Raw genomic sequence first — 24,262 nt, 5'->3', positions numbered from 1 at the left:
GCTTATCCAATCTCTGCGATCACTTCAATTTCGACTTTTACATCACGAGGAAGACGTGCAACCTCTACAGCTGAACGAGCTGGGAACTCCTCTTTAAAGGCAGTCTGGTAAACCTCGTTAAAAGGAACAAAGTCATTCATATCGCTCAAGAAGCAAGTTGTTTTAACAACATGGTCAAAGTCTGTTCCTGCTTCAGCCAAAATAGCAGCAATGTTTTTCAAAACTTGTTCTGTCTGTTCTTGGATCGTTTCTCCTACAATTTCTCCAGTTTCAGGAGATAGAGGAACTTGACCGCTAGCAAACAAAAGATTACCAACGATTTTCCCTTGAACATATGGTCCGATAGCCTTTGGAGCTTTGTCTGTATGAATTGTTTTTGCCATTTCTTTCCCTCACAATTTTTCTAATATTGCATCCCAAGCCTGATCCATCCCTGCCTTGCTGACAGATGAAAAGAGGATGAAGTCGTCACTTGGGTCAAAGTTTAATTTCTTTTTGATTGCTGATTCGTGCTTGTTCCACTTACCACGAGGAATCTTGTCCGCCTTGGTCGCAACGATGATAACCGGAATCTCATAATACTTGAGAAATTCGTACATCTGCACATCATCTGCTGACGGGTCGTGACGGAGGTCCACCAAACTGACTACGGCACGTAGATTTTCACGAGTCGTTAGGTACTCCTCAATCATGCGCCCCCACTTTTCACGTTCTTTTTTGGAAACGCGGGCGTAGCCATACCCAGGCACATCCACAAAACGCATCTTGTCATCAATGTTAAAAAAGTTAAGGAGCTGCGTTTTCCCAGGTTTCCCTGATGTACGGGCCAGATTCTTGCGGTTGAGCATGGTGTTGATAAAGCTAGACTTGCCAACATTTGAACGCCCTGCAAGGGCAATCTCTGGTAGGTCATCCTGCGGATAGTGGGATTTATTTGCCGCACTGAGCAAGATTTCAGCATTGTGTGTATTGATTTCCATAGTCACCTCTAGGCTGTTTCTAGGATTGGTTTTTCCGTTCCATCGACAGCTTCTTTTGTGATGCGAACCAATTTCACATTTTCTTGACTTGGCACTTCAAACATAACATCTAGCATGGTTTCTTCGATGATGGAACGAAGACCACGCGCACCCGTTTTGCGTTCGATAGCCTTATTGGCGATTTCTTGAAGGGCTTCATCGTCAAATTCCAACTCAACATCATCATAAGAAAGCAAGGTTTGGTATTGTTTCACCAAGGCATTTCTTGGCTCTTTCAAGATGCGAACCAAGTCATCAACCGTCAATTGCTCAAGAGCAGCAAAGACAGGCAAGCGTCCAATCAACTCAGGGATAATACCGAATTTTTGAATGTCTTCTGCGATGATTTCTTGCATGTAGGAGCTGTTTTCGTCAATCGCCTTGTTGTTTTGTCCAAAACCAATAACTTTCTCACCCAGACGTTGTTTGACAATTTCTTCGATGCCATCAAAAGCACCACCTACGATGAAGAGGATATTTTTAGTGTCCACCTGAATCATCTCTTGTTGTGGATGTTTGCGTCCTCCTTGGGGTGGCACGCTAGCGACAGTTCCCTCGATAATCTTGAGAAGGGCTTGTTGCACACCTTCACCCGAAACGTCACGTGTGATAGACACATTCTCGCTCTTCTTGGCAATTTTGTCAATTTCATCTACGTAGATAATCCCACGTTCTGCACGTTCGATGTTAAAGTCAGCAGCCTGCAAGAGTTTGAGGAGGATATTTTCCACGTCCTCACCCACATACCCAGCCTCAGTCAGAGCTGTCGCATCTGCAATAGCGAAAGGCACATTCAAGCTCTTAGCCAAAGTCTGAGCAAGGAAGGTTTTCCCAGAACCAGTTGGGCCAATCATCAGGATGTTTGACTTCTGCAAATCCACATCTTCTGACTCTTCACGCGTATCGTGGAAATTGATGCGTTTATAGTGATTGTATACAGCCACTGCCAAGGCACGTTTGGCACGATCTTGACCGATGACATAGTGGTTCAAGATATTGAGGAGCTCGATTGGTTTTGGTACTTCAGACAAGTCTGCCAAAACTTCCTCGGCCAACTCCTCCCGAATGATTTCCTGGGCCAACTCCACACATTCATTACAGATAAAGGCGTTGTTCCCAGCGATTATTTTCTTTACTTCTTCTTGGCTTTTGCCACAAAATGAGCAATAAACCATCATATCATTTTTCCTATTTGTAGGCATGATTTCCTTCCATTCTAATTTATCATTCTATCTAAAATAAGGTCATATAAAAAGCGTGGACACTGTTGACCAGATTGGTAAAAGCATTCAACCAGAGTAAAGCAGACAGTCCATAGCGCTTCTTACGAAAAGCCTGTGCTCCAGTCAAAATACAGATTACACACAAAAAAGCTGTAAAAAATCCAAATACACTGCGCTCCATTAGACTTCCTTTCTATCTCGGTATTCGATGGTAAAATCATAGTCGTTTTTCTCATCACGGGTATAAGATTTACTTGCAACTGTTTCAAAACGAGACAAGTCAAACTCCTCAGGGAAATAGGTATCTCCCTCCACCTGAGCATGAATCTGTGTCACGATGATTTCATCTAAATACGGCTCAAAAGCCTGAAAAATCTGCTTTCCGCCAAGGATATAGAGATTTTTTTCCTGACTCTGATACCACGCTAAAACAGACTCCACATCTTGAAATACGAGCGCCCCATCTATGACTTCTTCGCTATTGCGCGTTAAAATCAGGGTTTGCCGTTTTGGAAGCAGACGACGTCCCATGCCATCAAATGTCACTCGCCCCATCAGTATAGCATGATTTAAAGTTGTTTCCTTAAAATGTTGCAACTCTGCTGGCAAATGCCAAGGGAGACGATCTTCCTTCCCAATCACACCTTTTTCATCTTGGGCCCAAATGGCTATGATTTTCTTTGTCATGCTTCCGTCCTTTTTATTGATACTACTATTTTATCAAAATTCTCCCAAAAAGGCTGTTTTGAAACGCGCGCAAAAGAGAGAAAAGGAGCAGGCTTCATTTAGCCTGCTCCTCTCGTCCCTAGGACATATATTTTTTTGCTTCTGATTCGATTTTTTCGACCACTTCCTGGATACTCAGTCCAGTTGTGTCAAGGTAAACTGCATCCTCAGCCTGTTTGAGAGGCGAGGTCTCACGATGACTATCCTTGTAGTCACGCGCAGCAATCTCTTCTTTCAACGTTTCCAAGTCAGTCTCAATCCCTTTAGCAATATTTTCCTTGTAACGACGCTCTGCTCTTTCTTCAACAGAAGCCACTAGGAAAATCTTGAGTTCAGCTTGTGGTAAAACAACTGTCCCGATATCACGCCCATCCATGACGATACCACCTTGCTGAGCAATCTCTTGCTGGAGCGAAACCAGTTTCTTACGTACTTCTGGAATGGCAGCAATGCTTGAAACCTTGTTGGTTACTTCATTTTCACGAATCGGATGAGTAATCTCAACATCCCCTACAAAAACAAGTTGCTCACCTGTTTCTGAACGACCAAAACTAATGGGGTGTTGGTTAAGAAGCTCAAGAAGTTGGTCTACATTTCCTGCATCCAACTGGTGCTTAAGCGCTATATAAGTCGCAGCACGGTACATAGCACCCGTATCGAGATAAGTGTAACCAAAATCCTTAGCGACAATCTTTGCGACCGTACTCTTACCACTCGAAGCTGGACCATCGATAGCAATTTGAATTGTCTTCATGACCGACTCCTATCTTGTCTTAATCACATCACCTGGGTTGGCAAACCAAGATCCAGATGACATGTGAGAAGGATTTAGGGCTTCTAGCTGGGCAATGGAAATCCCTGCACGTTGAGCAAGAGCTGCTTCTCCCTCTCCAGGTTGTACTGTAAGTGTTCCTTCACCTTCTGTATGCTCTTCCGAACTGCTCTCTGAAGGTGTTGATTCAGAAGAAGCTGTTTCCTCTACCTTGCTACTTGAAGATGATGATGCTTCTACTTTAGAACTTGAACTTGTAGAAGGAGACGATGCATCATAGAAGTCCTTCAAAGATGAAGTACGATTGCTTCCTCCGGTTGATAGGTAAATCAATACAACTACCATTGCTACAACGATTACAAAGAAGAGGCTAGCTAGAACCGTCAAGACACGATTCGCAACAACGCCTTTCCCTTTTTGTTTCCGGTGTCGACGCTCTGATCTTGTTTCTTCCTCATTGTTTTCGTAAATATCTTCTTGCCACGGTTCTTTTTCCATACCTTACTCCTTGTTTTTTTTACATTTTCTTATTACAATATAAATATGAAAGTCACACTTATACCCGAACGGTGCATCGCCTGCGGGCTTTGCCAAACCTATTCTGAACTCTTTGATTACCATGATAATGGAATCGTTCGATTTTACGATGATCCAGTCGAATTGCAAAGAGAAATCGCTGAGACCAGCGATGTTCTGGAGGCCATCAAAAATTGTCCTACACGTGCACTCCTAAAAGATCCATCGTAGGAAGCAGGAAATAAATATAATTGATTTCTTCTCATTTTTCCCACACTTACTAGTTTAGCATATTTCTAGGTAAAATTATAGTCTTTTTTGGTTATTTTTTTCCTTCAACAAGAGAAAGGTCACTTTTTTCTTTGACGAGATAGAGTGGTCTTTTTTTGGTTTCTAGATAGATCTTACTGCAACTTATAATCTAAATTTCTCAATGAGAATAGACTCCTACCATTCTATTTCCTTTACTTTCTTTACAAATTCGTCCCACTCTTGTATACAATCTTTGGATAAACATATATCCGTATAATTGAACGATAAATCTTTAATACTCTTCCACAAATCAAAAGAATTTTTCGCTTTTTCTGTTTCTATTCTTTTGTTAACCATTTCAATAATTGTGTTATCTATCTCTTCCTTGTCATCTAAACTTAGAAATCTCCATTCAATTCCATTTGTATAAATTACTTTTTTATACCATAAAAGGTCTCCAATAAGTTGTCCCATCTCTTGTTCATTCTTTTCAGTTATATGTTCAAAGCTGTCCGATATGGTTGATTTGATTTCTTCCTCTGTAATTAAAGGATGATTTAAATTCTTAACTTCCACGCATCCTCGAAGTTTCTTCCATTCTTTAATTTCTATACTTTTTCTGGATTCGTTTTCATAAGTCTTATCTAAAATAACTATATCAGGAAAATTACTTAGACCATAATATATTTGTCCCATATTACTCTTTCTTCTTCCGAAGACATATCTTTTTGATAAACTATCTTTTAAAGTTGGCTTAATTATGTCAGCAACTATAGAATACAATTCAGCTTCTACATTATTTTGTTTCTTAATAAGTCCGATTTCTTCAGTATAATCCTCTTTACTTAGCATAAAATAATACTCCTAAATTTTTTATTTATTAAGTCACTACAATTGAAATTTAGTCTACATAGATTCTTTAAATCATTTCAAATTCCTAATTCTTTTAAAAATCACCCAAACTCCGAACTAAAAGAATTATAAATAACAAAAAGTGACTATGTCAGATAAATTCTATCTTTTTTTAGCCTATCATCACTTTTTTCTTTGACGAGATAGAGTGGTCTTTTTTTGGTTTCTAGGTAAATCTTACTGATATACTTACCAAGAATCCCAATTGTCAGGAGTTGAATCCCTCCAAGAAAGAGGATGACAGCCATCAAAGAGGTCCAACCAGATGTCGGATTTCCCAAGATAAGAGTCCGAAACACTACAAAAATAGTCATCACAAAAGAAAGAAAACAAGATAGGAGTCCCGCTACAAAGGCTATACTCAAGGGAAAATCTGAAAAATTAAGAATCCCTTCAATCGAGTAGAAAAAGAGTTGTCTAAAACTCCAACTGGTCTTGCCAGCCTGTCGTTCAACGTTTGGATAGTCCAGATAGTGCGTTTTAAAACCCACCCAGGCAAAGAGTCCTTTAGAAAAACGATTGGACTCGGTCAGGGTTAAAATAGCATCTACCACAGATCTTCTCATCATGCGAAAATCACGGACACCTGAGGGCAAGGCTACCGGGCTAATTTTTTGCATGAGGCGGTAAAAGAGGTCGGCACAGAAACTGCGGAAAAATGGTTCTCCCTCCCGACTAGTTCTCCGTGTCCCAACACAGTCCAAGTCTGCATTTTGGTCTAGTAAGGCTTTCATCTCAAGTAGCATACTAGGAGGATCCTGAAGGTCTGCATCCATCACGACCACCAGGTCTCCAGTTGCATGCTGCAAGCCTGCGTATAAGGCTGCCTCTTTCCCAAAATTTCGTGAGAATGAGACATAACGGACCGCAGGATTTTGCTCCCGATAGGTCTTCAAAAGATCTAAAGTCCCATCGCTTGAGCCATCGTCTACAAAGACATATTCGACTTCTGCTCCCAAGTCAGGAAGCAGAGCTTCCACAGACTGATAAAAAAGAGGAAGTACTTCCTCTTCGTTTAGACATGGGACGATGATTGAAATCATCATCTTAGTCTTCAAATCCATTTGGATGCTTGCTTTGCCAACGCCATGCGTCTTCACACATTTGAGTAATGTCGAGTTCTGCTTCCCATCCGAGTTCTGCTTTGGCTTTTGCTGGGTCTGAGTAGCAGGCCGCGATATCACCTGGGCGGCGTTCTACAATGCGGTAAGGAATAGGACGTCCCACTGCTTTTTCCATATTTTGAATAATTTCAAGAACGGAGTAACCTTTACCAGTTCCAAGATTATAAACGTTTAGACCTGAACCTTTTTGGAGTTTTTTCAAAGCTGCAACGTGACCTTTGGCTAAATCGACAACGTGGATATAGTCACGAACCCCAGTTCCATCTTCTGTATCGTAATCATCTCCAAAAACTTGTACTTGTTCTAGTTTGCCCACTGCCACTTGTGAAACATAAGGCAAGAGATTGTTTGGAATTCCGTTTGGATTTTCTCCCAAGTCTCCACTTTCATGCGCTCCGATTGGGTTGAAGTAACGAAGCAAGACCACATTCCATTCTGAGTCTGCCTTGTAGATATCCGTCAAAATTTCCTCTAACATGAGCTTAGTACGGCCGTACGGGTTGGTCACTGAAAGTGGGAAATCTTCTAAGATTGGAACTGTATGAGGATCTCCGTAAACTGTCGCAGAAGAACTGAAGATGATGTTCTTGCAGTTGTTTTCTTCCATAGCTTTTAGAAGGCTTACTGTTCCAGCAATATTGTTGTCATAGTAGGTAAGAGGGATGCGTGTTGATTCGCCAACAGCCTTCAAACCAGCAAAGTGAATGACACCAGTCGGCTCTTCCTGCTTGAAAATATCTCTGAGGGTATCTGTATCACGGATATCTGCCTCATAGAAAGGGATCTCAACTCCTGTGATTCTTTCAACAACTTCTAAACTTTTACGATTGCTATTGACAAGATTATCCACCACAACCACTTGATGACCTGCTTGGATCAACTCAATAACAGTGTGGGTTCCGATAAATCCAGCACCACCCGTTACCAAAATCTTTTCTTGCATCTTTTTTCCTCGATTCTCGGATTATTTTTTCTTATTTTATCATTTTTGATAGGGAATGTCATTTGACATCCTAAACCACCTGCTAAAATTTTAGTAAAATGCTTATACTCTTCGAAAATCTCTTCAAACCACGTCAGCGTCGCATTACCGTGGGTATGGTTACTGACTTCGTCAGTTCGATCCACAACCTCAAAACAGTGTTTTGAGCAGCCTGCGGCTAGCTTCCTAGTTTGTTCTTTGATTTTCATTGAGTATTATTCGCTTTTTACTTGTATGACATAGTTTGCAATGGGATAATTTTCAGGGTCCAAGGTCAACTCCTTATCTTGAACCAATTGGGCTAGATGGTAACCGATGATCGGACCCGTTGTCAGACCTGATGAACCTAGGCCACTAGCCGCATAGGCACCTGCTAAGCCTGGGACTTGCCCAAAAAATGGCGAAAAATCACTGGTATAGGCACGGATTCCCACTCGCTCACCTCTTTTAGTAGCTTCAGCCAAGGCTGGGTAGTATGGCAAGGCTGCTTCCTCCATTTGTTGAAGCAAGGGTTCATCCACCGTCAAGTCAAATCCCATATCATTTTCATGGGTAGCACCTAGGGACAATTTCCCACCTGCAAAAGGAATCAAATCCCACTCCCCTTCTGGCATGACAACAGGGTAAGATTTCATATCTTTGGTAAGTTGATAATCTCGTAGTTGTCCCTTTTGGGGACGAACATCTACCTCATATCCTAAAGGTTTCAAAATGTCCCCCAACCAAGCTCCCGACGCCAAAATAACTTGATCAAACACTTCTTCACCAATCTGGTAACCGGATGCTAAAGGTGTCAGACTCACTTTTTCTTTGACCAGCTTGACCTGACTGGCTTCTAGCAAACGAGTCACTAAGAGCTGGCCATCCACCCGTGCCCCACCAGAAGCGTAGATCAGGCGGTCGAATCCCTGCAAGCCAGGAAATAATTCATTTGCAGACGCTTGGTCTAGAATGGCTAATTGACCTATCAAGGGAGATTCTTCTCTGCGCTGGAGGGCTAGTTCATAGAGTTCTTCTAACTTGGATTCATCCTTTTTCAAGAGAAAAACTCCCGAACGCTGGTAAAAGTCGATCTCCTGTCCTGATTTTTCTAAATCAGCCAACAAATCCACATAAAAGTCAGCCCCCAAGCGCGCCATCTTGTACCAAGCTTTATTGCGGCGTTTGGAAAACCAAGGACTGATAATTCCTGCTGCAGCCTTGGTTGCTTGCCCCTGTCCATGGTCAAAAACGGTCACCTCTAGGTCAGCTTCTTTAGAGAGGTAGTAGGCAGCTGTTGCCCCCACAATTCCTGCTCCAATAATGGCAACTTTTTTCATTGTCTTCACCTTCTAACTAGATAAGGTGGAAAGGATTAGTCGATGCTTGACTAGGCACAATATCAATGCCCCAGCCCTTCTCTGCCTTCCATTGAGTAAGAAGTTCTGCGATTTTTTCCACAAAAAGCACTTCTATATAGTGGCCTGGGTCCAATGCCAACAGGCCATCAGAAAGCATATCCTGGGCTGTGTGATAGTAGATATCGCCAGTGATATAAACATCTGCCCCCTTTGCTAAAGCATCCTTATAGAAAGACTGCCCGCTACCACCACAGATAGCTACTCTTGAAATAGGCTTCTGCAAATCACTCTCGTGATAATGCACCAATCGCAGGCCGTCTAGGCCAAAGACTTGCTTGACATGCTGGGCCAATTCCCCAAAGGGCTGAGGCTGAATATTTCCAATACGACCAATCCCACGTTCTGGGCCTGTTTCCTGGAGATAAGTCCTCTCCTCAATACCTAGCATCTGGCAGAACCAGTCATTTAACCCATTATCAACGATGTCAATATTGGTATGGCTGACATAAACTGCAATGTCATGCTTGATCAGGTCGATGTAAATCTGATTTTGCGGACGGCTGGCTACCAAGTCCTTGATGGGACGAAAGATAGGCGCGTGCTTAACGATAATCAAATCCACACCCTTTTCAATGGCCTCTGCCACCGTCTCTTCTCGAATATCGAGGGCAACCATGACCCTTTGGATATCCTTGTCCAAAGTACCGATTTGCAGGCCACGACTGTCACCCTCCATTGAGAATTCCTGAGGGCAAAAGGCTTCATAAGCTCTAATTACTTCACTTGCTAGCATGGAGCACCTCCTTGATGGCTTGAATTTTATCTACAAGAACTTGACGTTCTTCTCGATTTTTCTCTGGGATTTGGTCAAGAGCAAACTCTAACTTAGCTGCTTCTTTTTGCCATTTTTTGATAAAGACTGGGCTGACTTCTTTGGACAAGAAAGGTCCAAAGCGAACATCACTGGCTGATAGCTTCATTTGGCCCGCTTCCACCACCAAGATCTCATAGAACTTACCAGCTTCTTCTAGAATGCTTTCTGCTACGATCTGAAAATCGTGGTCTTGCAACCAGATACGCAAGTCGTCTTCACGATTATTGGGCTGGAGAATTAAACGTTCTACACTCGCAAGCTTATCCAATCCTTCTTCTAATATGGTCGCAATCAAACGACCACCCATACCTGCAATGGTGATGACCGACACTTGGTCAGTCTCTTCAAAAGCTGCCAAGCCATTGGCTAAACGGACTTGGATTTTCTCCTTTAGACCATGAGATTCAACATTCTTGACCGCAGACTGGTAGGGGCCATCCACCACCTCACCAGCAATAGCAGCTTCAATTTGGCCTCTCTCTACCAACTCGATAGGCAGATAGGCATGGTCACTCCCCACATCAAGTAACACAGCACCTTGGGGCACAAAGGACGCCACCAATTCTAATCTCTTTGAAATCATCTTCTCTCTCTTTCCAAAACTCTGTTACCTCTTATTATACCACATTTCAGTTAGCAATCTTGCACCTAAAAAAACCGCAATCCACAGATTGCAGTCTTTCTTTATTTTCTAGCTTGGTAACGACTGGTTAGAATGAAAATCACCGTAAATACCAGCATCATGGCCCCATAAACAGGTAACGTTTGTCCAGTTAAGGTCGAAATTTCAAGCAGTTTCTGGATTCTTGGGAAAAGAGCTGTGGCTAGGAAGCCTCCTACTGACCAGACAATCAAGAGGACACGCCAGAGGGTAAATGGCATGCAGGCTCTAAATACAGATAAGAAACCGATAGACCCCAAGAGATAATAGAGTAGGGTTGAGATTTCTAACTCAGACCAACCTTGACTCGCTCCAAAAATTTTCACAAAAAGAACGCTGAACACAACCATCAGTGCGCTTGGTAGGGCACGAAGCATGGATTTTCTGAGGAAGTTTGCTTCGACTGGTTTGATATTTCGCTCAAAAGTCAGAACAAATGGCGGGAACCCTTCCACGAACTGGTCAATCATGGTAATCTGGATTGGAATGAAGGGGAAAATCAAAATCCACTCAGACCGTCCTAGAAGAGCACTGGCGATACAGATGACAGCGAGCAAGAAGGAATAGATTGTCTTTATCAAGAAAATCGGTGCAATATGGGCAATGTTATTGACCACACGACGACCTTCAAAGAGAATCTCAGGAACATCATTAAAGTCAGAGTTCAAGAGAACCAGATTAGCAATCTGACGAGTCGCAGGATCTCCTTCAGCCATAACGATCGAACAATCTGCTTCGCGGAGAGCTAGGATATCATTGACACCATCCCCTGTCATTGCCGTTGTATGCCCTGCTTTTTTCAGAGTTTGGATGATGATTTTCTTTTGATGAGGGGAAACACGTCCGAAAATAGCTGTCTCTTCAGCCATGGCAACCAATTCCTCATCCGTGATTTTTGAGCAATCTACATAGCTGTGATAGTCCGCAAAACCAGCCTTTTGGGCAATGCTGGAAACCGTGACTGGATTATCACCAGAGATAATCTTGAGGCCCACTTCCTGAGAACGGAGATAATTCAGCGTCTCAGCTGCTCCTTCTCGAATCGGGTCCAAGATTTCCAGCAAGGCCAGGGCTTGAATGTCAGACGGTTTCTGTGGTTTGTGATGATCTAGTTTTTCCTGACTGAGGGCCAAGACCAAGACACGTGACCCTCTCTCCAAGGCCTCTCTGGCTTCTGATACTTCAGAGTCCAACAACATCTCAGGAGCTCCCAAGAAAACTGTCCCTAGCCCTTCTAACTCCATAGCTCCCCACTTGCGGTCGCTAGAGAAGGGAAGATTCGAGATCATAGGATAGGCTACTTGACCTTGGAAACGCTGACGAATGGCTTGAGCTGTTGGATTTTTATCCTCACTATGAGCGATATAGCTAGTCAAAATGCTGGCAATAGCCTCATCACCATAAGTTTCCGTCAGAGGAAGAACAGCCTCCACCTGCATCTTTCCTTGGGTGATAGTGCCCGTCTTGTCCAGACAGAGCATATCCACGCGCGCCAAGGTCTCGACAGAGTACATCTCCTGCACTAAAACCTTTTTCAAGCCCAGCTTAATCACCGCAGTCAAGAGCGAAGTAATGGTCAAAAGGGCAATTCCCTTGGGTAACATTCCCAAAAGGGCTGTCGACGAATTTACAACGGATGACTTGAGGGACAAGCCCTTTAACATCAAGGCTTCTAGCAGGAGAGCTAGACCAAAGGGAATGATAATCTTTCCAGTAAAACCAGCTAGCTTGTCTAGCGATTTCATGATACGGGAGTTGATCGGTTTCACTGTCTTAGCTTCCAGCATGAGTTTGGAAGCATAGTTGTCTGCCCCGACATGGTGAACTTGAGCCAAAACTGCGCCACTGGCTAGGAAACTCCCTGATAAAAGCAAGGCATCCACTTCTTTTTGCACCAAATCACTCTCACCCGTCAACATAGCTTCATTGACTTCCGCAAATCCTTCCAGAACCAGAGCATCACTAGGGATTTGCTCTCCAGCAGACAGACGAATGACATCTCCTAGAACCAACTCTTCTGGATCGAGAGCAACTTCTTGACCCTCACGAATGGTTTTAACTTTTTCCTTGGTCATGAGATTGAGCTTGTCCACCATGTGTTTAGCCCGCAGCTCGGTCACAATCCCAGAAAAAGCGTTAAAGCAGATAACGGCAAAGAAGACCAGATTGCTCCAAGCCTGTACAAAGGCAAGCGCTAGGGCAATAACAAAGTTTAATGCGTTAAAAAGTGTAAAAACATTTCGTTTGATGATTTGCCAAGTACTGGTACTGGCTGAAGCGGTAAAGTCATTGACCAAACCTTGAGCCTGTCTTTCCTTGACTTCTCTTTGGGTTAATCCCATAATCTTATTTTTATCCATAAATTCTATCATATCATTTTTTTTAAAAGAATTCTAATCCCATCTAAAACTGTTGGCTGATAACTGAAAAAGTTTGCCAGTAGTCTTTTGATAAGGTATAATAATAAAAGCAATACAATCGAAGGAGATCTCATGTTTTATACTTATTTGCGTGGACTAGTCATGCTGATTTTGTGGTCCATCAATGGCAATGCCCACTATCACAATACTGATAAAATCCCTAGCCGAGACGAAAACTATATCCTGGTCGCACCTCATCGTACCTGGTGGGATCCTGTTTACATGGCCTTTGCGACCAAGCCAAAACAGTTCATCTTTATGGCCAAAAAAGAGCTGTTTAACAACCGTATCTTTGGCTGGTGGATCCGTATGTGCGGCGCCTTTCCTATCGACCGGGAAAAACCTAGTGCCTCTGCCATCAAGTACCCTATCAACGTCCTCAAAAAAAGCGACCGCTCTCTCATCATGTTCCCAAGTGGGAGCCGTCACTCAAATGATGTCAAGGGTGGAGTAGCCTTGATTGCTAAAATGGCTAAGGTTCGTATCATGCCGGTTACCTACACCGGTCCCATGACCTTGAAAGGCTTGATTAGCCGTGAACGTGTGGATATGAACTTTGGAAATCCTATCGATATCTCAGACATTAAGAAAATGAATGATGAAGGGATTGAAATGGTTGCAGACCGTATCCAAGCAGAATTCCAACGTTTGGACGAAGAAACCAAGCAATGGCACAATGATCAAAAACCAAACCCACTCTGGTGGTTTGTCCGCATCCCTGCCCTTATCCTTGCAGTGTTTGTTGGTATCCTAACGATTATCTTTAGCTTTATCGCAAGCTTTATCTGGAATCCAGATAAGAAGAGAGAGGCTCTTGGTTAAAAAATACAATTATCCCTTGGCTTTTGCCAAGGGATATTTCTTTTATGCAATTTTCCATTTTTGGGCCAACCAGCTGGAAAAGGCTAGGAATCGCTCAGCCACTTGCTCATGATGCCCATAAGAATCAAAGACAAACTGACCAGCCGGATAGTGCTTCTGAAGGCTAGTATGGATCTGCTCAGCATAGACTGGTGCTTGAGCCAAGCGATTGGTATGATGGGCTCCTTCTGTTTGACCATTCTGTAAATACAGCAAACAATCTAAATTTCTCACCTTTTCTTCCCTGCAATAAGTCACAAAATCAGGATACCAAAAGGAACCGCAGATAGAGAAGATACAGGAGACCTTATCAAAACGGAAAAGACTGTATACTGCTGTCAAACCACCTAGTGAATATCCTCCATAGGCAAGGCGATTTTTGTCCAGGCGATAAAGCGCCTGCAACTTGTCTAAAAGACCTCCAAATAAATGACCATGATAGACATTTGCCTGACCACCAAAATCTGGAGCTCCATCTCTCAGAGCAGGTGCCTTCCAGGGAGTGTAGTCATCTAGGCGATTTTTAGAGGTCAAGCCCACTAAAATCACAGATTCTGAAAGGGAAGATAGAAAATCCAAGTTTCCATCATTCAAGAGAATAGCTGGATAGGTTTGATTGGGATCATAGGTTGAAGGAAGGCTGACCTTGACTTGGATCCCTTCCCAATCAAACTCATTATTTATTGATAAAGTCATTGATTTTCTCAAGGGAATCAATCACTGCTGGACCATAGTCCATCAACTCATCGTAAGAGATGGTCATGATTTTTTGATTCTTAATTGCAGGAACATTTTCCAAAACTTCATTTGCCTTCATCAACTCTACTGCGTTGGCATCCAATTTTTTATTGCGGTCGCTGGTCACATAGATAATCAACTCAGGATCCATTGACACGAGATTTTCCAAGGTCAAGCCTGATGTTCCCGTTGCAACGTTGGTATAACCAAGTTGATTCAACAAGCTTTCTTGCAAAGCAGACTTGTAGGCACCAAAGGTTTCATCATTATAAGCAACCATAATCAAAGCCTTTTTCTTTTCACCTTGGCTTGTTGGATTTGCTTTCTTAACAGCGTCAATTTTAGCTTGTAATTGGGCTGCGTATTCATTAGCCTTGTCCTGAACATTGAAAATCATTCCAAGATTTTTGACATCTTCTACGATATTTCCCAAATCTTGCTGAATTGTTGAGAGAGAGGCTTTTTGCGTAAAGACTGGGATTTTATTTTCATTCCAAGTGCTAACTGTCCCCAAGGATTTTTCAGAAAACATCATATTTCGACCCATCACAGCATCTGGCTCATAAGAAAGGACTGTCTCTTGTGAGACTGTTTTTTTGTCCCCAATTTGAGGAATCGTCGCAATCGCGTCCTTGTATTTGTCCGTCACAGCATTATCAGGGTTAAGCATGCCAGCAATTTTATCCTTCAAGCCTAACTCCAATAAGATTTCAGTGGTTGAAAGATTGTTGGTGATAACTTTTTCAGGTGCCTTGTCAAAGACTTGTTCGACTTCATTTCCCTTAGCATCATAGGTCTTGACCGTTAACGGATAAGTCGTCTCTGTGCTGGCTTTTTGACTTGTTTCTGTGCTAGAGTGTGTGGTAGTTTTTTCTGTAGTAGTATTACCACAAGCTGCCATGGTTAGGGTAGCTACTGTTACGAGTAAAATACTGAGTGTTTTTTTCATTTTGTTTTCCTTTTCTTTCTTATAAATAGTGAATCATAGCTTGCTGATCCTCGGTCCAAGTAACCTGACTTTGAACTCCGTATACAGTTTGCAATGACTCAGGGGTAATAGTCTCCTTTGGAGTCCCTTGGTAAAGGATTTCCCCCTCTTTCATCAGATAGAGATAATCCGAATAGCGACAAGCAAGTTGAATATCATGTAGGACAGCTAGAACATTAATCTTGAGCTCCTTTACAATGGCCAATAAGTCTAGCTGATACTTGATATCCAGGTGATTAGTTGGTTCGTCCAAAAGCAAGAGAGTCGGTTCTTGTGCCAAAGCGCGTGCTAACAAGACTCGTTGTTTCTCCCCCCCTGACAGGGACGAATAGAGACGAGTTTTCTTCTCAAGCATATCCACCTTAACGAGAGCATCTTGAACGAGGGCATAATCCCTTTCCTTTTCCTTCTGTAGAAAAGAGAGGTGGGGAGTTCTTCCCAGTAAGACGATTTCCTCAACTGTACAATCAAACTGCAATTGATTAAACTGGGTGACAACTGCCATTTGCTTGGCTGTTTCTTTGAGTGACCAATGCTCCAGTGGCTTTCCATCTAAGCTTATCAAGCCTTTGTCCGCCCTTTCCTGACGATAGAGAAGTTTAAGCAGGCTGGTTTTTCCACTTCCATTTTGTCCTAGTATCGTGTGAAATTGATGCCCCTCAACCTTAAGAGAAACTCCTTTGAGGACTTTTTTCTCTCCTAGTCCAAAATGGATATCCTGACAAATCAAGTCCATATCAGACCCTCACCTCCTTTCGCCTACCTCCAACAATGTAGATAAAGAAGGGAGCACCTACTAAGGCTGTGAAAATACCAATCGGCAGCTCAGCATTTGGAATGATGACACGAGAAAGTACATCTGCCCAGACGACAAAGAGGGCGCCCAGTAAGGTCGCAACGGGAAAAAGCCTCTTGTAATTCGTTCCTACTAACCCTCGAGCTAAGTGAGGAGTAATCAGACCAACAAATCCAATAATCCCACAGGTTGCCACTAAGACTGCTGTCAGCACAGCCACCATGGTCACATAAAGATACCAATAAAATCGTAAAGGAATCCCTAAAGTTAAAGCAGCCTCATCTCCCATCATCATTGCATTGAAAACACGATACTGAGTAGAGAAAAATAGAAAGGCCATTCCTACTACTACAGTTGGCAGGACTAAGTCAGACCAGGTAGTCCCGGCAAGCGAGCCCATAGTCCAAAACTTAATGGTCATCACACTGTCCGCATTAGCGCCAACTGAGATAATAAAGTTGGAAAATGCCAGAAAGAGAGCATTGACCACCGTTCCTGATAAGATCAGACTAGAAGTCGTCATCCTTCCCTGCATAGAAGCAATGATGAGGACAGCAATTGTTGCCAAAATAGCTCCTAAAAAAGCTCCAAGGCTAATCATCACTTTTAGACCGAGAATGATGCTCAAAGTTGCCCCTAGAGTTGCACCCGCAGAGATTCCTAAGACATAGGGCTCAGCGATAGGATTGTTCACTGTAGACTGCATCACGCTACCACACATGGAAAGACCAGCCCCTACTATCAAGCCTAACAATACTCGGGGGAATCTCATGTTCCATACAATGGCAAGAGTGGACTTGGAAACCTCTCCTATCTCAAGAGGAAAACCCAACCTGCTCAAAATAATCCGATAGGTATCGCCTAGATCAATCGCAACGGATCCCATAGAAACTGCTAGAAAGAGGGAAATCCCTAAAACAGCTAGCAAAATACCTAAAAGTAACAAAAATTGCAGGTCCTGTCGGCTTCCAGAAAATTTGGAAATCATGAAAACCTCCTTTGATAGAATCTTAAAAATTTAGAAAATTCTCATAAAAAGTATACCATATTTCTATTAGATGAACAAGGATAGAGACATATATAGACGAGCCGAAGATTGTACAAAAATGTTCGTGAAACAAAAAATCTCCCCGAAGGGAGATGATCTGGTTTATTTTACCTTACAGTGCTAGGAACCGTAACCGAAGATTATACTTGAGTATATCGAGGTAGGGTGACAAAAGTAAAAAAGCTACCCAATTTAGAGTAGCTTCATTATCAAGATATGCTCAATTGAACACGGCCTAAGCAAGCGGATAAAAACAAAAAGCCCTCTGAAATCAGAAAGCTTTATTCTTGCTGGATAAAACGTTTATAGATTAGGCGACAAGCCGAAGATTGTACTGATGGTACATCGAGGCGAAGGCAACGAAGTATAGAAACGTTTTAGACGCAAGATTAACGACGAAGTCCTAGAGAGTTGATTAACTCACGGTAACGGTTAACGTCGTTTTTACGCAAGTATGCAAGCAAGTTACGACGGCGACCGATTTTCTTCATCAATCCACGGTAAGTAGCGTGGTCTTTTTTGTGTTGTTTGATGTGTTCGTTAAGGTGGTTGATTTCCCAAGTAAGGACAGCAACTTGAACCTCTACTGAACCTGTATCACCTTCGTGACGTGCATATTGTGCGATGATTTCATTTTTTTTCTCTTTTGAGATTGCCATGATGTTTCTCCTTTTTATTTGGCTTCATCCGAGTGACAGGTTGGCATGCCTGCAACCAAGAAGAAGTTATTTGTCTTTACGACAGTTCTTATTCTACCAAGAAGCAGGGACTTTGTCAACTGATTTACTATTTAAAACCGTGAATTACTCTACTGATTTCAGGGCTTCGAGCATATCTACTTTTCTCAAGTGGTGATTGACAAATAGGCCTAATAAGGCTAAGATTACAGTCACTGCGACGATTGGAAACGCATAGACTTCCCAGCTGACTTGTGGATAAAAAAGTATGGGGGCAGGTGAAATCATTTGAATCAAAAATTGATGTAAATAGTGGCCAGCTACCAAACCGAGAACAATCCCCACAAGGGACAGCACCATAGTCTCGCGGTAGATATAGAGGGTCACTTCTTTATTGTGGAAACCGAGAACCTTGATAGTGGAAAGTTCGCGGATACGTTCTGCCACATTGATATTGGTGAGATTGTAAAGAATGACAATGGCTAGTAAGACGGAAACAAGGACAAGGATAGCCATGGTTTTATTGAGCGAACTAGCCACGGATTCAAAGAGATGGATGGCTGTCACATTTTGGACGACCCCAGAAACAGTAGCTTTTTCCATGAAAATAGCCGCTTCTTTCTCCGTATTGGAAGGTGTTGGGTCTTTTAATTTTACTAGATAGGTATTGTCTTGCGGACTAGTTCCATAGACTTGTTCGTATGTCGCTCGGTTGAGATAAACGAAGTGTCCAACATAGTTTTCAGAAATAGCTGCGACCTTGATTTCCTTCCCATCAAGCTCCAGCTTGTCTCCAACCGTAACACCTGCTAGTTGGGCTAATTTTTGACTCACGACCGCTCCATCAGTGACCTGCACCTCTTGCCCATTCTCCTCTAATGTGATAAAGGGTTTGAAATCTTCTCTGTTTGTGACCATCATGGTGATGGTTTGAAGTCCTGCTTTTCCTTTGAAATCTTTTTCAATGGATTTAGAGTAAATCTTTTGATAAGCGTGGATCGATTCAGCTTGCAAGGCACTTTCTAGATCTGTTTTTTCTTGCTCACTCGCACTGCTCTTTTCCGCTACAATCATCTGGTATTGCTGGATTTGTTCAAATTGACGCTCCACAACTCCTCCCACAGAAGACTGAATACCAAGACCTGCAAATAGGAGAGCAACCGAACCCGCAACTCCAAAAATGGTCATCAACATCCGTTGCTTATAACGAAAGATATTTCTTGCCGTAACCTTATGAGTAAAACTCAAACGACTCCATATAAAGCTCAACCGTTCCATCAAAATCTTTGCTCCTTTAACGGGAGGTTTGGGAAGCAAAAGTTGGGCTGCTTCATCGTGTAATTCCCTCCGCGCTACCAGATAAGCTGGCAAGACACTGGATACCCAACTCAAGGCTAGGGCAAGGAGGCTATAAGACCAGTAAAAATACTCCTGGCTTTTCCCAACGACCATTCCTGCTGTTATAACATCTGAAATCACCCCTGCAAGGAGATAATGCCCAAGAAGTGTTCCTATAATGGTTCCCACAGTTCCTGCAAGAAAACCATAGAGGATAAACTTGGCAACTATATCTTGATTCCGGTAACCTAGGGCCTTGAAAATACCAGCATTGGTACGCTCTTCATCCACAAAGCGAGTCATCGTTGTAAAGGTCACCATTGCAGCGACCATATAAAGCACCACTGGGAAGATATTTCCGACTGAACGAATGCTTGATGATGCATTGCTGTACATGAGGTAGCCTTGACCACCTGGCATGGTTTGGCGATTGTATACGTGGTATTTCGGCTCTGCCAGTTCATCAAGCTCTTTCTGACGCTGTTCAAGCTTCTCTTTTTCCTTAGTTAGATCACTCTCTGTCTGAGCCAGTTTTTCTTTTTTTGTCGCCAGTTCTTCCTTAGCTTTTATCAGCTGTCCCTTGGCTTGACTCTTTTGCGGTTCTGGTAAAGCGATCGCTTGTTCTTCTTGCGTTTTCAAGCGACTTTCGGCCTGCTCTAACTGACTCTTGCCATTTTCAAGGTTGCTCTCAGCAGTTTGGAGCTGTTCTTTCCCATCTTCCAGGCTCTTTTGCCCATTTGTTTTGATACTTACCAATCTTTTTTGACCATTATCAGCAAGTAAGTCTTGCAACTCTTCCTGATGTTGGGTTCGTTTGGTCTTATAGTCTGATGAAAAAGCATCCAGATTTTTTAAATCATCATAGCGCACACGCGCAATACTGTATACTTCTGTATCAAACTGACTGGGTAAAATCACTCCATAACCAGCCAAGCTTCCATTTCCACTGCTAGCACTCCCTAAGTCTTTTTTAGAAAGTATTTCACCCGACTGAACAAATCCAGTAATTGTGAAAGTTTGAGTTTTTAGGACGGTCTTTTCTTCTTTCTTAGTAAAGGTAATGGTCTCTCCAATCTGATAACGGTCTTTCCAGAAATCAGCCAAGGCAATTTCCTCATCAGACTCTGGCAGTCGCCCTTCTGTCACTTGGAAGGTTGAAATGCTCTCTGGTTTGGAATAAAGTCGAACCGCCTCTTCACTATTTTCAACGGTTAGGTCTGCCATATAGCCAAACTCAACACTTGCTCCTTGAATGGTCTTTAGTTCGTCTTGGTCTTCTTTGTCCAAGCCATAATCAGCTATCACGGCCAGATCCAGAGTATTGGCTTTACGGAGATAATCTTCTGCCGTACGTTCCATGTTTGGACTGGCTACTTTAAGACCTACTAGGGCTAAAGAACCCAGCATCATCAAGGTTAAGATAGAAACAAAGCGTCCTTTTGAAGTCGTCACTGACTGAAATAGGTCTTTCCGATATGTTTTTTTCATCCTAATACTCCAATGTATCGATATCCTGCGGATGCTCATTGATTGTCATACTCTTGACCGTAGCATCACGCATATGAATCACGCGATCCGCAATAGGGGCTAGCGCGCCATTGTGGGTCACGATAATCACAGTCGCCCCCTTTTGACGAGACATGTCTTGGAGAATCTTCAAGACTTGCTTCCCCGTCTGATAATCCAAGGCACCTGTCGGTTCATCACAAAGGAGGATCTTAGGATTTTTGGCTACAGCGCGTGCAATGGAGACTCGCTGTTGCTCCCCTCCAGAAAGCTGGGCTGGAAAGTTATTGAGGCGATGATCTAACCCCACATCTTTGAGCACTTGCTCTGGATCCAAGGCATCTGTCACGATTTCTGAGGCCAATTCCACATTTTCCTTGGCTGTCAGATTGGAGACCAGATTGTAAAATTGAAAAACAAAGCCTACATCTTCACGACGATAGTTTGTTCGTTGGTGCGAACTATAGTTGGCAATATTGGCACCATCAATCCAAATCTCTCCCTCATCATTGGTATCCATACCTCCTAGGAGATTGAGAACCGTTGATTTTCCAGCACCAGAAGCACCAAGGATAATGACCAGCTCCCCCTTTTCAATTTCAAAATTCACATCACGATTAGCCACAATCTCCGTATCCCCAACCTGATAACGCTTGTAGCTGTGTTTCATTTCAATATAAGCCATATCGTTTATCTCCTTTTCAAAGCTCGTTTTCTTAAATCAACAAGATGTTGATTCTAAATCACAAATATTATATAATGGGCTAAGTCAAAAAGCAATAATCAAAAATCAACAAAGTGTTGATTTAAGAAGAAGGAAGATAAAATGGTTCAGAAACGAAAAACTACTACTAAGGAAGACATCAAAGAAGCTTTGATTCAGCTGCTATCAGAGGATAAATTTGAAAATATATCAATTAGTAAGCTCTGTAAACGGGCAGGAATTAATAGGGGAACTTTCTATCTACACTATGAAGACAAATATCAAATGATTGACAGTTTTAAAAGTGAAATTATTTCCAAGCTCTACATTTTTTTAGAAAAAGAAAGAGAATCGCCTAGAAAGTTTATGTTAGCCAACTTCTATATATTACGTTCGAACGAACGCCTTATTAACGCCTTGTCCCAAAGTCATTACATAGACTTTCGTGGTGCAATTCGTGAATTTCTAAGTAGCATTATTCTAACTGAAAATCAAAAAGAAAAGACTCGTCATTTCTTATCAGAAAACTTCCAAATTCCTCACAAATACGCTTTGGAAATCTTCTTATCAAGTATTGAAGGAATTATTTCTCTTTGGATTGCTGGGGGAGCTCAAGAAGAACCGGAAGAAATCACGGATATGATTTTATCAACCTATAACTACGAACACTGGCGCTACGAATCAAAAGAAGATTAACTCATACAGCCCACTACAGCATAAGCTCTATCCTCTCATTTTATACTTTTTCAATTAGCTAAATTGCCTTTTTTTAAACTTCGATACAAAAAAGCCTAGGAATCCTAGGCTTTCTATTTATAGATTATTTTCCAAGGTAGTATTCAGAAACTACGTTCAATTTTTCGTCAAATTCGAATACCAATGGTGGGAAGTTAGGGATTTCCACGTCCATGATTTCGTCATCTGACAAGCGTTTGATGTGTTTTACAAGGGCACGGATTGAGTTACCGTGAGCTCCTACGAATACATTTTTACCATCTTTAAGTGCTGGAGCGATTTTGTCTTCCCAGAATGGAAGGGCACGTTCCAAAGTCACTTTCAAGTTTTCAGCATCTGGGATAACTGAGTCGTCAAGTGAAGCGTAACGACGGTCAGTGTGAGCTGAATGCTCATCATCACGGTCCATGTTTGGAGGCAATACATCGTATGAACGACGCCAGATGTGAACTTGCTCATCACCAAATTGTTCCGCAGCTTCAGCTTTGTTTTTACCAGTCAAACCACCGTAGTGACGTTCGTTCAAGCGCCATGATTTTTCAACTGGAACCCACAATTGGTCAGAAGCTTCAAGAGCCAAGTTTGTTGTTTTGATTGCACGTTTCAATACTGAAGTGTAAGCTTGGTCAAATTCGATACCAGCTTCTTTGATCAATTTACCAGCGTCAATCGCTTGTTGTGTTCCTTTTTCAGACAAATCAACATCAGCCCAACCAGTGAAAAGGTTAGCTTTGTTCCATTCAGACTCACCGTGGCGAGCAAAAACCAATTTTACCATTAGATGGATTCTCCTTTTATTTTTCGAGGTTTCCCTCGTTTATCTATTCTATTTTACACAATTTTTCACAAAAAAGCTAGTTAAAATCAACTAAAAAGAGAGAACAGTGTCCTCTCATCTAGTTATTATTAATTCGCGATATTCAATCAAGAAACGATTGCAATTATTTGTTATTTAAAGCATCAATTATACGATCAGTATTCTTAGTTACATTAGTATCATTGCAACGATTATGAATTAGACCTTCAATTGTTTCTTTGCAATTTTCAAGATTAGCTTTTTCAAATACTACCACACTGACAACATGTGTTCCACCAGAAGTAAGATGCAAAACTAGTAGAGTCTGAAAAGCGCTTAGCACTGTTAATACATCATATGCCGCTAATATCAATCCTCCGATAAATGAATTTTGCATCATTGAAAGGCCAATAAGAGCGAAAATGATACCCCAAGCAAATGATTTGAAATCAAGATGAAATGAACTATCTACACTTGCAACAGGATCAACAGGAATTGTTTTATTTTGAGAATCCAGTGGAATAACTTTTAAAATAGTATTAGGGTTAGAAGTTTTTATAAAGACTCCCTCTAAAGTAATGGAAGCTTTTAAATAGAATGTTAAATACGATGTAATGAAAGATTATTTCATAATATTCTCTTTTTATTTTTTCAAGTTGTATTACATCATGTTTTCTTATAAAAAAAAGCATTTTGCTAACATATTCTTTCGCCAGATCATTCTTTAAATAAAAAACAACCCTCAAACGGGTTGTTTCACTAGACTATCAGACAAGGCCACGGACTTCTTTTAAAAATTTAGAAAAAGTAACAGCACCTTTAATGATTAGAAATCCTCCTATCCACTCGGTCGCTGAAAGAAAGCCCAGCACGCCACCAAGGATAAATAAAATAGATGGTAGCATTCGAAGTTGTTGATCTTCTTCGAAATAGATTAACATAAAGGTACCTAATGCAATCATCAAAATCTTAAAAAATGTCAGGAGCAGGGAAAAGGCAACCGTGACAACCAGCATTTTTGAAGGATCTTTATAGATGATGGCCCCAGTATAGGATAGCAAAAATCGTAGAACAGGTCCCAAAAGCAAGGTTATACCTGCCAGCATGCCCAGTCTCCAATTGAGTCGAACCAATCTATCTCTCTCCATAAAAACCTCCTTCTATCGTAGCTATCATTCTACCATATTTGCTCCAGAAACAAAAGACCTTCTCCGTCACAAACAAATCGCCTACCAGCTTTCAGACATCCGAACAT

General features: G+C 42.0%; 28 protein-coding genes and 1 pseudogene. 3 read left to right on the top strand and 26 right to left on the bottom strand.

Annotation, left to right across the window (positions count from 1 at the left end):
* Positions 1–2 precede the first annotated feature (2 nt).
* The 7 genes from O3652_RS06320 to O3652_RS06290 form a co-directional block, all read right to left on the bottom strand.
* A complete protein-coding gene (locus tag O3652_RS06320) occupies positions 3–383 on the bottom strand; it encodes a RidA family protein (protein ID WP_001140417.1) in 381 nt (126 codons plus the stop codon).
* A gap of 9 nt (positions 384–392) precedes the next feature.
* A complete protein-coding gene (yihA, locus tag O3652_RS06315; RefSeq protein ID WP_000405196.1) occupies positions 393–980 on the bottom strand; it encodes a ribosome biogenesis GTP-binding protein YihA/YsxC in 588 nt (195 codons plus the stop codon).
* Positions 981–988: 8 nt separating this feature from the next.
* Positions 989–2,221 (bottom strand): ATP-dependent Clp protease ATP-binding subunit ClpX, encoded by a 1,233-nt coding sequence (gene clpX, locus O3652_RS06310; protein ID WP_002874765.1) that lies wholly within the window; start codon positions 2,219–2,221, stop codon positions 989–991.
* Between the two features lie 31 nt (positions 2,222–2,252).
* Positions 2,253–2,423 (bottom strand): hypothetical protein, encoded by a 171-nt coding sequence (locus tag O3652_RS06305; protein WP_000442427.1) that lies wholly within the window; start codon positions 2,421–2,423, stop codon positions 2,253–2,255.
* Positions 2,423–2,929: a dihydrofolate reductase gene (locus O3652_RS06300; protein ID WP_000162310.1), complete on the bottom strand. Its 507-nt coding sequence runs from the start codon at positions 2,927–2,929 to the stop codon at positions 2,423–2,425. Before O3652_RS06300 ends, O3652_RS06305 begins: the two co-directional genes overlap by 1 nt.
* Positions 2,930–3,047: 118 nt before the next feature.
* Complete coding sequence (gene cmk, locus O3652_RS06295; RefSeq protein WP_000849410.1) at positions 3,048–3,722, bottom strand: (d)CMP kinase; 675 nt, start codon at positions 3,720–3,722, stop codon at positions 3,048–3,050.
* 9 nt (positions 3,723–3,731) lie between these two features.
* The gene (locus O3652_RS06290; protein WP_049505286.1) at positions 3,732–4,238 is read right to left on the bottom strand and encodes an SAG1386/EF1546 family surface-associated protein; all 507 of its coding nucleotides are present in this window, start codon (positions 4,236–4,238) and stop codon (positions 3,732–3,734) included.
* A 45-nt stretch (positions 4,239–4,283) separates the two neighbouring features.
* Between O3652_RS06290 and O3652_RS06285 the strand changes: the two genes are divergently transcribed.
* Positions 4,284–4,487, top strand: coding sequence for a ferredoxin (locus O3652_RS06285; RefSeq protein WP_002874767.1), 204 nt, complete (start codon positions 4,284–4,286; stop codon positions 4,485–4,487).
* 75 nt (positions 4,488–4,562) lie between these two features.
* Here the strand turns inward: O3652_RS06285 and O3652_RS06280 are convergent.
* The 9 genes and pseudogenes from O3652_RS06280 to O3652_RS06240 all read right to left on the bottom strand — a co-directional run.
* A pseudogene (locus tag O3652_RS06280) lies at positions 4,563–4,665 on the bottom strand (glycosyltransferase); the annotation flags it as partial.
* A gap of 38 nt (positions 4,666–4,703) precedes the next feature.
* Complete coding sequence (locus O3652_RS06275) at positions 4,704–5,360, bottom strand: hypothetical protein (RefSeq protein WP_371590174.1); 657 nt, start codon at positions 5,358–5,360, stop codon at positions 4,704–4,706.
* Positions 5,361–5,506: 146 nt separating this feature from the next.
* On the bottom strand, positions 5,507–6,466 hold the full coding sequence (locus O3652_RS06270) for a glycosyltransferase family 2 protein (RefSeq protein ID WP_371590173.1): 960 nt from the start codon (positions 6,464–6,466) through the stop codon (positions 5,507–5,509).
* 1 nt (position 6,467) lies between these two features.
* Positions 6,468–7,487, bottom strand: coding sequence for a UDP-glucose 4-epimerase GalE (gene galE, locus O3652_RS06265; protein WP_084943037.1), 1,020 nt, complete (start codon positions 7,485–7,487; stop codon positions 6,468–6,470).
* Entirely contained in the window at positions 7,466–7,735 is a 270-nt protein-coding gene (locus tag O3652_RS06260) for a chlorohydrolase (protein WP_125413029.1), read from the bottom strand. Before O3652_RS06260 ends, galE begins: the two co-directional genes overlap by 22 nt.
* A 6-nt stretch (positions 7,736–7,741) precedes the next feature.
* The gene (locus O3652_RS06255) at positions 7,742–8,845 is read right to left on the bottom strand and encodes an FAD-binding oxidoreductase (protein WP_185755863.1); all 1,104 of its coding nucleotides are present in this window, start codon (positions 8,843–8,845) and stop codon (positions 7,742–7,744) included.
* Positions 8,846–8,861: 16 nt separating this feature from the next.
* Positions 8,862–9,659: a Nif3-like dinuclear metal center hexameric protein gene (locus tag O3652_RS06250; RefSeq protein ID WP_371590172.1), complete on the bottom strand. Its 798-nt coding sequence runs from the start codon at positions 9,657–9,659 to the stop codon at positions 8,862–8,864.
* Positions 9,646–10,323 carry a tRNA (adenine(22)-N(1))-methyltransferase TrmK gene (locus tag O3652_RS06245; protein ID WP_125413026.1) on the bottom strand — a complete coding sequence of 226 codons (678 nt, stop codon included), beginning with the start codon at positions 10,321–10,323 and terminating at the stop codon, positions 9,646–9,648. Before O3652_RS06245 ends, O3652_RS06250 begins: the two co-directional genes overlap by 14 nt.
* A 101-nt stretch (positions 10,324–10,424) precedes the next feature.
* Positions 10,425–12,761, bottom strand: a complete 2,337-nt coding sequence (locus tag O3652_RS06240; RefSeq protein WP_042902743.1) for a cation-translocating P-type ATPase — start codon at positions 12,759–12,761, stop codon at positions 10,425–10,427.
* Between the two features lie 132 nt (positions 12,762–12,893).
* Between O3652_RS06240 and O3652_RS06235 the strand changes: the two genes are divergently transcribed.
* A complete protein-coding gene (locus O3652_RS06235; RefSeq protein WP_371590171.1) occupies positions 12,894–13,643 on the top strand; it encodes a lysophospholipid acyltransferase family protein in 750 nt (249 codons plus the stop codon).
* Positions 13,644–13,685: 42 nt separating this feature from the next.
* On the opposite strand, the gene O3652_RS06230 is transcribed toward O3652_RS06235, so the two are convergent.
* From O3652_RS06230 to O3652_RS06200, 7 genes are all read right to left on the bottom strand, one after another.
* Positions 13,686–14,378: an alpha/beta hydrolase-fold protein gene (locus tag O3652_RS06230; RefSeq protein ID WP_371590170.1), complete on the bottom strand. Its 693-nt coding sequence runs from the start codon at positions 14,376–14,378 to the stop codon at positions 13,686–13,688.
* Positions 14,359–15,369: an ABC transporter substrate-binding protein gene (locus tag O3652_RS06225; protein WP_042902702.1), complete on the bottom strand. Its 1,011-nt coding sequence runs from the start codon at positions 15,367–15,369 to the stop codon at positions 14,359–14,361. The genes O3652_RS06230 and O3652_RS06225 overlap by 20 nt, the downstream gene beginning before the upstream one ends.
* 19 nt (positions 15,370–15,388) lie before the next feature.
* A complete protein-coding gene (locus O3652_RS06220) occupies positions 15,389–16,144 on the bottom strand; it encodes an ABC transporter ATP-binding protein (protein ID WP_371590169.1) in 756 nt (251 codons plus the stop codon).
* 1 nt (position 16,145) lies between these two features.
* Positions 16,146–17,192, bottom strand: coding sequence for an iron ABC transporter permease (locus tag O3652_RS06215; protein ID WP_042902700.1), 1,047 nt, complete (start codon positions 17,190–17,192; stop codon positions 16,146–16,148).
* Between the two features lie 449 nt (positions 17,193–17,641).
* Positions 17,642–17,911: a 30S ribosomal protein S15 gene (rpsO, locus tag O3652_RS06210; RefSeq protein WP_001018251.1), complete on the bottom strand. Its 270-nt coding sequence runs from the start codon at positions 17,909–17,911 to the stop codon at positions 17,642–17,644.
* Positions 17,912–18,055: 144 nt separating this feature from the next.
* Positions 18,056–20,755 carry an FtsX-like permease family protein gene (locus tag O3652_RS06205; RefSeq protein WP_125413023.1) on the bottom strand — a complete coding sequence of 900 codons (2,700 nt, stop codon included), beginning with the start codon at positions 20,753–20,755 and terminating at the stop codon, positions 18,056–18,058.
* Between the two features lies 1 nt (position 20,756).
* A complete protein-coding gene (locus tag O3652_RS06200) occupies positions 20,757–21,458 on the bottom strand; it encodes an ABC transporter ATP-binding protein (protein ID WP_084921685.1) in 702 nt (233 codons plus the stop codon).
* Between the two features lie 141 nt (positions 21,459–21,599).
* On the opposite strand from O3652_RS06200, the gene O3652_RS06195 reads away from it, so the two are divergent.
* Positions 21,600–22,172: a TetR/AcrR family transcriptional regulator gene (locus tag O3652_RS06195; protein ID WP_125413022.1), complete on the top strand. Its 573-nt coding sequence runs from the start codon at positions 21,600–21,602 to the stop codon at positions 22,170–22,172.
* Between the two features lie 124 nt (positions 22,173–22,296).
* Here O3652_RS06195 and O3652_RS06190 read toward each other — a convergent pair whose 3' ends face one another.
* From O3652_RS06190 to O3652_RS06180, 3 genes are all read right to left on the bottom strand, one after another.
* Positions 22,297–22,989 (bottom strand): phosphoglycerate mutase, encoded by a 693-nt coding sequence (locus O3652_RS06190; RefSeq protein WP_000240130.1) that lies wholly within the window; start codon positions 22,987–22,989, stop codon positions 22,297–22,299.
* Between the two features lie 163 nt (positions 22,990–23,152).
* Complete coding sequence (locus tag O3652_RS06185) at positions 23,153–23,407, bottom strand: hypothetical protein (RefSeq protein ID WP_125413077.1); 255 nt, start codon at positions 23,405–23,407, stop codon at positions 23,153–23,155.
* Between the two features lie 367 nt (positions 23,408–23,774).
* Complete coding sequence (locus O3652_RS06180; protein ID WP_084944959.1) at positions 23,775–24,155, bottom strand: hypothetical protein; 381 nt, start codon at positions 24,153–24,155, stop codon at positions 23,775–23,777.
* Between the last annotated feature and the right edge of the window lie 107 nt (positions 24,156–24,262).

It is taken from the genome of Streptococcus sp. 27098_8_23 (assembly GCF_041432195.1).
Lineage (GTDB): Bacteria > Bacillota > Bacilli > Lactobacillales > Streptococcaceae > Streptococcus.
This window is presented reverse-complemented; position numbering and strand designations above follow the sequence as displayed.

Bases quoted from the DNA above. Each gene is read 5' to 3' on its own strand.
- O3652_RS06320 (WP_001140417.1), bottom strand. From the start codon at position 383: ATGGCAAAAACAATTCATACAGACAAAGCTCCAAAGGCTATCGGACCA.
- yihA (WP_000405196.1), bottom strand. From the start codon at position 980: ATGGAAATCAATACACACAATGCTGAAATCTTGCTCAGTGCGGCAAAT.
- clpX (WP_002874765.1), bottom strand. From the start codon at position 2,221: ATGCCTACAAATAGGAAAAATGATATGATGGTTTATTGCTCATTTTGT.
- O3652_RS06305 (WP_000442427.1), bottom strand. From the start codon at position 2,423: ATGGAGCGCAGTGTATTTGGATTTTTTACAGCTTTTTTGTGTGTAATC.
- O3652_RS06300 (WP_000162310.1), bottom strand. From the start codon at position 2,929: ATGACAAAGAAAATCATAGCCATTTGGGCCCAAGATGAAAAAGGTGTG.
- cmk (WP_000849410.1), bottom strand. From the start codon at position 3,722: ATGAAGACAATTCAAATTGCTATCGATGGTCCAGCTTCGAGTGGTAAG.
- O3652_RS06290 (WP_049505286.1), bottom strand. From the start codon at position 4,238: ATGGAAAAAGAACCGTGGCAAGAAGATATTTACGAAAACAATGAGGAA.
- O3652_RS06285 (WP_002874767.1), top strand. From the start codon at position 4,284: ATGAAAGTCACACTTATACCCGAACGGTGCATCGCCTGCGGGCTTTGC.
- O3652_RS06275 (WP_371590174.1), bottom strand. From the start codon at position 5,360: ATGCTAAGTAAAGAGGATTATACTGAAGAAATCGGACTTATTAAGAAA.
- O3652_RS06270 (WP_371590173.1), bottom strand. From the start codon at position 6,466: ATGATGATTTCAATCATCGTCCCATGTCTAAACGAAGAGGAAGTACTT.
- galE (WP_084943037.1), bottom strand. From the start codon at position 7,487: ATGCAAGAAAAGATTTTGGTAACGGGTGGTGCTGGATTTATCGGAACC.
- O3652_RS06260 (WP_125413029.1), bottom strand. From the start codon at position 7,735: ATGAAAATCAAAGAACAAACTAGGAAGCTAGCCGCAGGCTGCTCAAAA.
- O3652_RS06255 (WP_185755863.1), bottom strand. From the start codon at position 8,845: ATGAAAAAAGTTGCCATTATTGGAGCAGGAATTGTGGGGGCAACAGCT.
- O3652_RS06250 (WP_371590172.1), bottom strand. From the start codon at position 9,659: ATGCTAGCAAGTGAAGTAATTAGAGCTTATGAAGCCTTTTGCCCTCAG.
- O3652_RS06245 (WP_125413026.1), bottom strand. From the start codon at position 10,323: ATGATTTCAAAGAGATTAGAATTGGTGGCGTCCTTTGTGCCCCAAGGT.
- O3652_RS06240 (WP_042902743.1), bottom strand. From the start codon at position 12,761: ATGGATAAAAATAAGATTATGGGATTAACCCAAAGAGAAGTCAAGGAA.
- O3652_RS06235 (WP_371590171.1), top strand. From the start codon at position 12,894: ATGTTTTATACTTATTTGCGTGGACTAGTCATGCTGATTTTGTGGTCC.
- O3652_RS06230 (WP_371590170.1), bottom strand. From the start codon at position 14,378: ATGACTTTATCAATAAATAATGAGTTTGATTGGGAAGGGATCCAAGTC.
- O3652_RS06225 (WP_042902702.1), bottom strand. From the start codon at position 15,369: ATGAAAAAAACACTCAGTATTTTACTCGTAACAGTAGCTACCCTAACC.
- O3652_RS06220 (WP_371590169.1), bottom strand. From the start codon at position 16,144: ATGGACTTGATTTGTCAGGATATCCATTTTGGACTAGGAGAGAAAAAA.
- O3652_RS06215 (WP_042902700.1), bottom strand. From the start codon at position 17,192: ATGATTTCCAAATTTTCTGGAAGCCGACAGGACCTGCAATTTTTGTTA.
- rpsO (WP_001018251.1), bottom strand. From the start codon at position 17,911: ATGGCAATCTCAAAAGAGAAAAAAAATGAAATCATCGCACAATATGCA.
- O3652_RS06205 (WP_125413023.1), bottom strand. From the start codon at position 20,755: ATGAAAAAAACATATCGGAAAGACCTATTTCAGTCAGTGACGACTTCA.
- O3652_RS06200 (WP_084921685.1), bottom strand. From the start codon at position 21,458: ATGGCTTATATTGAAATGAAACACAGCTACAAGCGTTATCAGGTTGGG.
- O3652_RS06195 (WP_125413022.1), top strand. From the start codon at position 21,600: ATGGTTCAGAAACGAAAAACTACTACTAAGGAAGACATCAAAGAAGCT.
- O3652_RS06190 (WP_000240130.1), bottom strand. From the start codon at position 22,989: ATGGTAAAATTGGTTTTTGCTCGCCACGGTGAGTCTGAATGGAACAAA.
- O3652_RS06185 (WP_125413077.1), bottom strand. From the start codon at position 23,407: ATGATGCAAAATTCATTTATCGGAGGATTGATATTAGCGGCATATGAT.
- O3652_RS06180 (WP_084944959.1), bottom strand. From the start codon at position 24,155: ATGGAGAGAGATAGATTGGTTCGACTCAATTGGAGACTGGGCATGCTG.